We start from the raw sequence: 8660 nt of genomic DNA on the forward strand, positions 1-8660 counted from the left end.
CAGTGGCGGTGTCAACCGTCGGGCCTGTGCCGACTGTAGGGGCTGTGTCTACTGTAGGGAAAACTGCATTGGCGGCACCCGCCCCGCCTCGTAGCGTTACGGGCATGAAGATCACCCCCGCGCGCCTGCTGCTGTCGGCAGGTCACCTCGTGCTCGAGGCCACCGTGGTGCTCGGCATGCTGTTCGCCGCGCTGGTGCTCGCGCAATCGGTGGGGTGGGCGATCGGCACGACGTTCGCGTACGTCGCGGCGACCCTCGTGTTGCTCGCGGTGATCGCGGTCGCCTCGCCCTGGGTGCTCGCTGGCGCGGCGCGAGTGCAGGAGCGCTTCGGACGCGAGACGTACGGCCTGGCCGTGCCCGAGCATCCGGTGCGCCGCGGCGGGAGTGGCGAGGAGTTCTCAGTGTCGGCGAGCACGCTCGCGCAGTTCGCCGACCGGCGCAACTGGTGGGGCTTCGCAAACGCCGTCGTCGCGGTCCTCACCGGCACCGCGGTGCTGCTGCTCGCGATGGCCATCGGCATCGGGGTGGGCTACCTCGTGCGGGCGATCGCGCACCCTTCGGACGTCGTCGCCGTGTTCACGGTGCCGGTGGACCGGGGCACCGTGATCGGCGTTGCGATCGGCGCGATCGTCGTCGGCCTCGGGCTCATCGTCGGCGGCCGAGGAGCTCATCGACGAGGCGATTCGCACGACGAAGCTGAGCATCGGTGACCTTCGCGCGCTCGTGCGGGGCATGCGCCCCGCGATTCTCAGCGACCGCGGCCTCGACGCCGCCCTCTCGGCGCTCGTCTCGTCAAGCGCGGTGCCCGTGCGGCTCGTCAACGAGGTCAGCGACCGCGCTGACGTGACGACCGAGCTCGTCGTCTACTTCGCCGTCGCCGAGTCGGTGACGAACGCGATGAAGCACTCGGGCGCGACGAACATCGACGTGCGCATCTGGCGCAGCGAGCACGGCCTGCGCGCCGACATTCGCGACAACGGGCACGGCGGGGCGCAGCTCACGCCGGGCGGCGGCCTGCAAGGCGTGCGCGAACGCGTCGCCGCGGCGGGTGGTTCGATGGTCTTTTCAAGCCCCGCTGGCGGCCCGACCGAGATTGAGGTGATGGTGCCATGCGCGTCGTAGTGTGCGAAGACCACGCGCTGCTGCGGGAGGGCCTCGTGCGCCTGCTGCAGGAGGCCGGCCACGAGGTGGTCGCGACGCTGTCGGATGCGCGCGGGCTCACCGAGGCGGCGGCCGACGCCGACATCGCGGTGCTCGACGTGCGCATGCCGCCGACGTTCACGAACGAGGGCGTGCTCGCGGCACTCGAGCTGCGGCGCGAGCGCCCCTGCTTCCCGGTGCTCGTGCTCTCGCAGTACGTCGAGGAGCGCTACGCGACCGAGCTCATCCGCCAGCCCGGCGCCGGGCTCGGCTACCTGCTCAAAGACCGCGTCGCCGACATCGACGTGTTCCTCGACGCGCTCGAGCGCATCCACGCCGGCGAGCACGTGCTTGACGAGGATGTGATTGCCCAGCTGCTCGCGCGGCGCACGAACGACGACCGGCTCGCGGCGCTCTCGCCGCGCGAGCGCGAGGTGCTCGGGCTCATGGCGCAGGGCCGCTCGAACGCCGAGATCGCGGCGCAGCTGTTCGTGTCGAACGGCGCCGTCGAGAAGTTCAGCGCGCAGATTTTCCAGAGGCTCGACCTCTCGACCGACCGCGCGGGCAACCTCCGGGTGCAGGCCGTGCTCACGTATCTCGAGGTCGAAGCGAGGCAGCCATGATGACTCCCGCCATTCACCCGCGCGCAGGCTGGGCCGCGCGCATCCTCGCCGCCGTCGGCATCCTGATCGTGCTCGCCGGCGCGACGATCGCCGGTGTCTCGGCGTATGGCGCATCCCGCGAGTTCGACGTGACGAGCACCGTCGAGCTGCCCGTGGTGCAGCACATCGAGCTCGAACTCGGCACGGTGTCGACGCTCTCGGTCGAGCGCGACAACGAGATCAAGCGGCCGACGCTCGAGGTGTACGGCACCGGCATCGACGGTCAGGGGCCATTCGAGGTCGACACGTCGGCAGAGGGCACGCTGCGCATCACCTCGACCGAGCAGGAGCCGATGCCGTGGCGGAGCGACGGGTATGCCATGGCGACCGGCGTGCTGCTGCTGCCGAGCGACATGGCGGCGGGGCTCGAGATCACCGCGTCGCTCGCCGACGACGCCAACCTCTGGCTCAACACCGACGCCGAGCGAGTGAGCGTCACGGTCACCGGCCCCGGCTGGGCCGACGTGCGGGGCGACATCGACACCCTCGAGCTCGCTGGACCGACCGCGACGTTCAGCGCACGCGGCGAGATTCGCTCGCTCACGGCCTCGGCGGCGTCGGTCGACGTGAACTTTGCCGGCGTCGCGCCCGAGCGGGCGACGCTCGACGTCGACTTCCTCACCCTGGCGGGGCTGCCCCAGTCGACGCCGCTCGCCCTCACCGCGCCCGACTGGCTCGTCGAGCGCTTCGGCCAGGTCGGCTACCAGGTCGATGCGGATGCGCCGAACGCGATCACGATCGGCGACCCGCTGCCCGAGGAATCGTTCGTCTGGGGCGACGAGTCCTGGTAGCGGCGGCCGCCCGCCGGCGGCTAGACTTGGCCGCAGTGACGATGATCCGCCATCAACGGGGAGTCTTCGGAAGAACGGCCGCCCGCGGCCAAGTAGAACCGAACGGGTAGGCCCGAAACAGCCGTAACGAAGTGGCAGCGCACGCTGCAATCGGGGTGGTACCGCGCGAAAGCGCCCCTGGGCCTGGCAAACCAGTCATCTGCAGGAGACCACCCATATGAGCGCGACGTACCCCAAGTCCTCCGCCTCGGCGTTCGGCGCCGATGTGCCCGCATCGCCCTCGTTCCCGAACCTCGAGCAGCAGGTGCTCAAGTTCTGGGGCAGCGACAACACCTTCCAGGCGTCGATTGATCAGCGCGAGGGTGCCGAGGAGTGGGTGTTCTATGACGGCCCGCCGTTTGCGAACGGCCTGCCTCACTACGGGCATCTGCTCACGGGCTACGCGAAGGACGTCTTCCCGCGCTACAACACGATGCGCGGCAAGCAGGTCAACCGCGTCTTCGGCTGGGACACCCACGGGCTGCCCGCCGAGCTCGAGGCGATGAAGCAGCTTGGCATCACGACGAAGGACGAGATCGAAGAGATGGGCGTCGCGGAGTTCAACCGCGAGGCGCGCGAATCGGTGCTGCGGTACACGCAGGAGTGGCAGGACTATGTCGAGCGCCAGGGCCGCTGGGTCGACTTCGACAACGGCTACAAGACGCTGAACATCACCTACATGGAGTCGGTGATCTGGGCGTTCAAGCAGCTCTACGACAAGGGCCTCGCCTACGAGGGCTTCCGCGTGCTGCCGTACTGCTGGAACGACGAGACGCCGCTGTCGAACCACGAGCTGCGCATGGACGACGACGTCTACCAGGATCGCCAGGACAACACGGTCACCGTGTCGTTCCCGCTCACCGGCGCCCGCGCATCCGAGCTCGGCCTCGAGGGCGTTTCGGCGCTCGCGTGGACGACGACGCCGTGGACCCTGCCGACGAACGCCTCGCTCGCCGCCGGCCCCGACATCGTCTACCTCGCGGTGCCGACCGCCGACGGCTCGGCCACCTACCTGCTCGCCGAGGCGCGCATCCCCGCCTACCTCAAAGAGCTCGGGTACGAGAAGGCCGAGGATGCGGCGGCCGCGTCGACCGCGCGCGTGCTCGGCGCCGATCTCGCCGGCGTCACCTACGAGCCGCTGTTCGACTTCTACACCGACACCGCGAAGTGGGGCACCGAGAGGGCCTGGCAGTTCCTCGTCGACGACTACGTCACGACGAGCGACGGTACGGGCATCGTGCACCAGGCGCCCGCCTACGGTGAGGACGACAAGCGGCTCAACGACGCCGCGGGCATCCCGACCATCCTCTCGCTCGACGCGGGCGGCAAGTACCTCGCCGACGTGCCGCTCGTCGCCGGCCTGAACTGGCAGGACGCGAACAAGCCGCTCGTGCAGGAGCTCAAGGCGCGCGGCCGGCTCGTGCAGCAGAAGTCGTACGTGCACTCGTACCCGCACTGCTGGCGCTGCAAGCAGCCGCTCATCTACAAGGCCGTCTCGAGCTGGTTCGTGCGGGTCACCGAGTTCCGCGACCGCATGGTCGAGCTCAACGAAGACATCACCTGGGTGCCCGAGAACGTGAAGCATGGCCAGTTCGGCAAGTGGCTGCAGGGCGCCCGCGACTGGTCGATCTCGCGCAACCGCTACTGGGGCTCGCCGATTCCCGTGTGGAAGAGCGACGACGACAACTACCCGCGCGTCGACGTGTACGGCTCGCTCGACGAGCTCGAGCGCGACTTCGGGGTGCGGCCGACCGACCTGCACCGCCCCGCGATCGACGAGCTCGTGCGCCCGAACCCCGACGACCCGACCGGCAAGTCGATGATGCGCCGCATCCCCGACGTGCTCGACGTGTGGTTCGACTCGGGCTCGATGCCATTCGCGCAGGTGCACTACCCGTTCGAGAACGGGCCGTGGTTCGACACGCACTCGCCCGCCGACTTCATCGTCGAGTACATCGGGCAGACACGCGGCTGGTTCTACATGATGCACGTGCTCTCGACCGCGCTGTTCGACCGCCCGGCGTTCTCGAACGTCATCTCGCACGGCATCGTGCTTGGCTCGGACGGCCGCAAGATGTCGAAGTCGCTGCGCAACTACCCCGACGTGAACGAGGTGTTCGACCGCGATGGCTCCGACGCGATGCGCTGGTTCCTCATGTCGAGCTCGGTGCTGCGCGGCGGCAACCTCATCGTGAGCGAAGAGGGCATCCGCGAGTCGACGCGGCAGTTCCTGCTGCCGCTGTGGTCGACCTACTACTTCTTCACCACCTACGCGAACACCGCGAACGGGCCGGATGCGCCGGGGTACGAGGCGCAGTGGCGCGCCGACTCGCAGCACGTGCTCGACCGGTACATCCTCGCGAAGCTCGGCGAGACGATGCGCGGCGTGCAGGCCGACCTCGACGAGCTCGACGCCTCGAACGCGACCCAGCGCCTGCGCGACTTCGCCGAGGTGCTCACGAACTGGTATGTGCGCCGCTCGCGCGACCGCTTCTGGGAGGGCCTCGAGGGCGACAACGCCGAGGCGAACCGCGACGCGTTCGACACGCTCTTCACGGTGCTCGAGACGCTCTGCCGCGTCGCCGCGCCGCTCGCGCCGTTCGTCACCGAGACGATCTGGAAGGGCCTCACCGGCGGCCGCTCGGTGCACCTCGAAGACTGGCCCGACGCCGACGCGTTCCCCGCCGACGTCGAGCTCGTGTCGTCGATGGATGCGGTGCGAGAGATCGTCTCGGCCGGCCAGGCCCTGCGCAAGCAGCACCAGCTGCGCGTGCGCCTGCCGCTGCACCGCCTCACCGTGCTCACCGAGCGCGCGGGCGAGCTCGAGGGCTTCGCGTCGATCGTCGCCGACGAACTCAACGTGCGCGAGGTGCTGCTGCAGCCGCGCACCGACGAGGCCGCCGCGGCCTACGGCGTCTCGCGCGTGCTGCGCGTGAACGCGCGCGCCGCCGGGCCCCGCATCGGCAAGCTCGTGCAGCAGGCCATTAAGGGCTCGAAGTCGGGCGACTGGCAGCAAGATGACGAGGGCAACGTCGTCGCCGGCGGCATCGCGCTCGAGCCGAGCGAGTACGAGGTCGACCTCCAGGTCGCCGACTCGCAGGGCACCGACGTGCTCGGGCTGCTGCCGAACGGCGGCATCCTCGTGCTCGACGCCGAGGTGACCGGCGAGCTTGCCGCCGAGGGTACGGCCCGCGATGCCGTGCGCGCGGTGCAGGATGCTCGTAAGGCCGCCGGGCTCGAGGTGAGTGACCGCATCCGCCTGCGCCTGCGCGCCGACGACGCGTCGGTGGCTTCGCTCGAGGCGAACCGCGATCTGCTCGCGGGCGAGACGCTCGCCACTAGCCTGGAGATCACGGGCGGCGCCGCGCCCGACCCGGCGCGCGCATCCGTGGCTCACAGCTACGGTGCCCTCGAGATTGAACTGGAGAAGGCATGAGCGATGACCGCAATCGCGACGAGTCCGACGACAACCTCCCCGAAGAAGAGCTGACCGCCGAAGACATCGCGAAGCTGCTTGGCGGGGCGCCGTTCGACGACGGCCTCGACTTCGACACCGACTTCGCCGACGACTTTGCCGCCGAGGAGGTGCGCCTCAGCGACCGCGAGGCCGAGGAGCGCCGCCGCCTCGAGCAGACCGACTGGCGCGAGGAGGCCGACGCCGTCTTCGACGAGCTCATGGAGCGCGTCGGCGAGGGCCAGCCGCAGCCGCGGCTCGCGCCCACGCGGCGCGCGTGCGAGCTGCTCGGCGACATTCACCGCGCGTGGCCGATGATTCACGTCACCGGCACGAACGGTAAGTCGTCGACCGCGCGCATCACCGAGTCGCTGCTGCGCGCCCACGGGCTGCGCACCGGCGTGCTCACGAGCCCCCACCTCGTGCGACTCAACGAGCGCATCGGCATCGACGGCGCGCCGATTTCCGACGAACGCCTCGTCGCGAACTGGCGCGACATCGAGCCGTTCCTCGCGATCGTCGACGCCGAGCTCGAGGAGGCCGGCGAGGTTCGCCTGACGTTCTTCGAGGCCCTCACGGTGCTCGCGTTCGCGTGCTTCGCGGATGCGCCGGTCGACGTCGCCGTCGTCGAGGTCGGCATGGGCGGAGAGTGGGACTCGACGAACGTCGCCGACGGCTCGGTGTCGGTGTTCACCCCGATCTCGCTCGACCACACGGGCCGCCTCGGCTCGACCGTCGCCGAGATCGCGCGCACGAAGTCGGGCATCATCAAGCCCGGCGCCTCGGTCGTGTCGGCCGCGCAGCCCGCCGAGGCCGCCGCCGAAATCGCCGCGGCAGCCGAGCGGCTCGAGGCGAAGCTCTACGTCGAGCCGACCGACTTCGCCGTCACCGCCGACCACATGGCGGTCGGCGGCCGACTCATCTCGGTGCGGGGCCTCTCTGGGCAGTACGACGACTTGCCGCTCGCGATCGCGGGCGACTACCAGGCCCACAACGCGGCGCTCGCGCTCGCGGCAGTCGAGGCATTCTTTGGCGGCGAGCGCGAGCTGCTCGCCGAGAACGTCGAGGCAGGCATCGCCGAGGCGCTCTCGCCCGGCCGGCTCGAGCTGGTTGGTGCATCCCCGGCCGTCGTCATCGATGCCGCGCACAACCCGCACGGGGCGGCACACCTGGCGCAGGCCGTCGCCGAGACGTATGCCTTCGACCAGCTCACGCTCGTGCTCGCCGTGCTCGAAGACAAGAACGTCGAGGGCATCGTGCGCCCGCTCGCGACGATCGCCGATCGCATCATCGTGACGCAGTCCGACTCGCCGCGCGCGATCGATGCCTACGACCTCGCCGAAATGGTGCGCGACGTGCTCGGTGAGGAGCTCGCCGAGCAGAAGCAGGTGCGCGTCATCGACCGGTCTGAGGATGCGCTGCTGCAGGCACGAGCCGAGGCCGCCGCATTCGAGCTCGGCGAGGACGACCACGGACTGCCGCAGTCGGCCGGCGTGCTCGTGACCGGCTCGATCACGCTCATCGGCGAGGCGTACGCGCTCGCGCACGAGGGCGGCTGGAAGTTGCCGCCAGAAGACACGGGGGAGTAGGCGTGGCGCGAAGGTATCGCACCGTCACCGAGCAGCTCGGCTCGATTCTCATTGCGTTCGAGGTGATCTCGGTCGCGCTCGTCGCCCTCGCGCTGTTCGGGCTGCGCGCGCTGCCCGCCGGCACCGCGCTTGGTGGCGGGGCAGTGTTCGTGCTCGCGTTTGTGGCCGGCGTGTATTTCTTGCGGTTCAACTGGGGTCGCTGGTACGTGCTCGGGCTGCAGGTTTTGCTCACCCTCGGCGGGTTCCTCGACTCGATCGTGTTCATCGTCGGCGGGCTGTTCTTGGCCGTCTGGCTGTTCTGCATGATCCGCGGCGGCAAAATCGACGCCGAGCGTGCCCCCGTCATCGCCGAGTTCGAACGCGCCCTCGCGGCGGGCGAGATTGACGAAACCGGCGCCCCGCTTGACGACACTGGCGCCCCGCGCGCCGCAACCACCACCGACTAACGTCGACAGCGATATCCGCTGCAACGAATAGGAGCAGGAATGACCGAACAGACCCTCGTTCTCGTGAAACCCGATGCCGTTCGCCGCAACCTCATCGGCGAGGTGATCGCCCGCATTGAGCGCAAGGGCTACGTCGTCACCGACCTCCGCTACGTGAGCGCCACCCGCGAGCTGCTCACCGAGCACTACGAGGAGCACGTGGGCAAGCCGTTCTTCGAGCCGCTCGTCGAGTTCATGATGTCGGGCCCGACCGTCGCCGTGCGCGTTGAGGGCAACGGCGTCGTTGAGGGCTTCCGCTCGCTCGCCGGTGCCACCAACCCGACGACCGCCGCGCCCGGCACGATCCGCGGCGACCTCGGTCGCGACTGGGGCAAGGCCGTCATCGAGAACATCGTGCACGGCTCGGACTCGACCCTGTCGGCCGAGCGCGAGCTCGGCATCTGGTTCAAGTAACGCTGCTCGCGCCAACCCGAATGGTGGCGCCCGGGCCCCCGCCCCCCCCCGAGGGCGGGGGGCCCCCCCCCGGGGGGGGTGGGGGG

The 8660-nt window shown here is 69.7% G+C and carries 8 protein-coding genes; all 8 read left to right on the top strand.

What is annotated here, in order from left to right; translation table 11 throughout:
• Window positions 1-104: 104 nt before the first annotated feature.
• The 8 genes from QM019_RS09685 to ndk all read left to right on the top strand — a co-directional run bounded on the left by QM019_RS09685 (window position 105) and on the right by ndk (window position 8574).
• Entirely contained in the window at window positions 105-710 is a 606-nt protein-coding gene (locus tag QM019_RS09685; protein WP_282827389.1) for a hypothetical protein, read from the top strand.
• Entirely contained in the window at window positions 613-1122 is a 510-nt protein-coding gene (locus QM019_RS09690) for a sensor histidine kinase (RefSeq protein WP_282852804.1), read from the top strand. The genes QM019_RS09685 and QM019_RS09690 overlap by 98 nt, the downstream gene beginning before the upstream one ends.
• A complete protein-coding gene (locus QM019_RS09695; protein WP_282852805.1) occupies window positions 1110-1763 on the top strand; it encodes a response regulator transcription factor in 654 nt (217 codons plus the stop codon). Before QM019_RS09690 ends, QM019_RS09695 begins: the two co-directional genes overlap by 13 nt.
• Complete coding sequence (locus QM019_RS09700; RefSeq protein WP_282852806.1) at window positions 1760-2593, top strand: hypothetical protein; 834 nt, start codon at window positions 1760-1762, stop codon at window positions 2591-2593. The genes QM019_RS09695 and QM019_RS09700 overlap by 4 nt, the downstream gene beginning before the upstream one ends.
• 217 nt (window positions 2594-2810) lie before the next feature.
• Entirely contained in the window at window positions 2811-6068 is a 3258-nt protein-coding gene (gene ileS, locus QM019_RS09705) for an isoleucine--tRNA ligase (RefSeq protein ID WP_282852807.1), read from the top strand.
• On the top strand, window positions 6065-7675 hold the full coding sequence (locus QM019_RS09710) for a bifunctional folylpolyglutamate synthase/dihydrofolate synthase (RefSeq protein WP_282852808.1): 1611 nt from the start codon (window positions 6065-6067) through the stop codon (window positions 7673-7675). Before ileS ends, QM019_RS09710 begins: the two co-directional genes overlap by 4 nt.
• Before the next feature lie 2 nt (window positions 7676-7677).
• Window positions 7678-8121, top strand: a complete 444-nt coding sequence (locus QM019_RS09715; protein ID WP_282852810.1) for a DUF4233 domain-containing protein — start codon at window positions 7678-7680, stop codon at window positions 8119-8121.
• Window positions 8122-8160: 39 nt separating this feature from the next.
• Window positions 8161-8574, top strand: coding sequence for a nucleoside-diphosphate kinase (ndk, locus tag QM019_RS09720; protein ID WP_282852811.1), 414 nt, complete (start codon window positions 8161-8163; stop codon window positions 8572-8574).
• The last annotated feature ends 86 nt before the right edge of the window (window positions 8575-8660 follow it).

Origin of the sequence: Gulosibacter sediminis (assembly GCF_030011715.1) — a bacterium.
In the GTDB taxonomy this organism is placed as follows: Bacteria; Actinomycetota; Actinomycetes; order Actinomycetales; family Microbacteriaceae; genus Gulosibacter; species Gulosibacter sediminis.

What these genes read in the sequence shown, in the direction of transcription:
- QM019_RS09685 (WP_282827389.1), top strand. Translation starts at nt 105, where the DNA reads ATGAAGATCACCCCCGCGCGCCTGCTGCTGTCGGCAGGTCACCTCGTG.
- QM019_RS09695 (WP_282852805.1), top strand. Translation starts at nt 1,110, where the DNA reads ATGCGCGTCGTAGTGTGCGAAGACCACGCGCTGCTGCGGGAGGGCCTC.
- QM019_RS09700 (WP_282852806.1), top strand. Translation starts at nt 1,760, where the DNA reads ATGATGACTCCCGCCATTCACCCGCGCGCAGGCTGGGCCGCGCGCATC.
- ileS (WP_282852807.1), top strand. Translation starts at nt 2,811, where the DNA reads ATGAGCGCGACGTACCCCAAGTCCTCCGCCTCGGCGTTCGGCGCCGAT.
- QM019_RS09710 (WP_282852808.1), top strand. Translation starts at nt 6,065, where the DNA reads ATGAGCGATGACCGCAATCGCGACGAGTCCGACGACAACCTCCCCGAA.
- ndk (WP_282852811.1), top strand. Translation starts at nt 8,161, where the DNA reads ATGACCGAACAGACCCTCGTTCTCGTGAAACCCGATGCCGTTCGCCGC.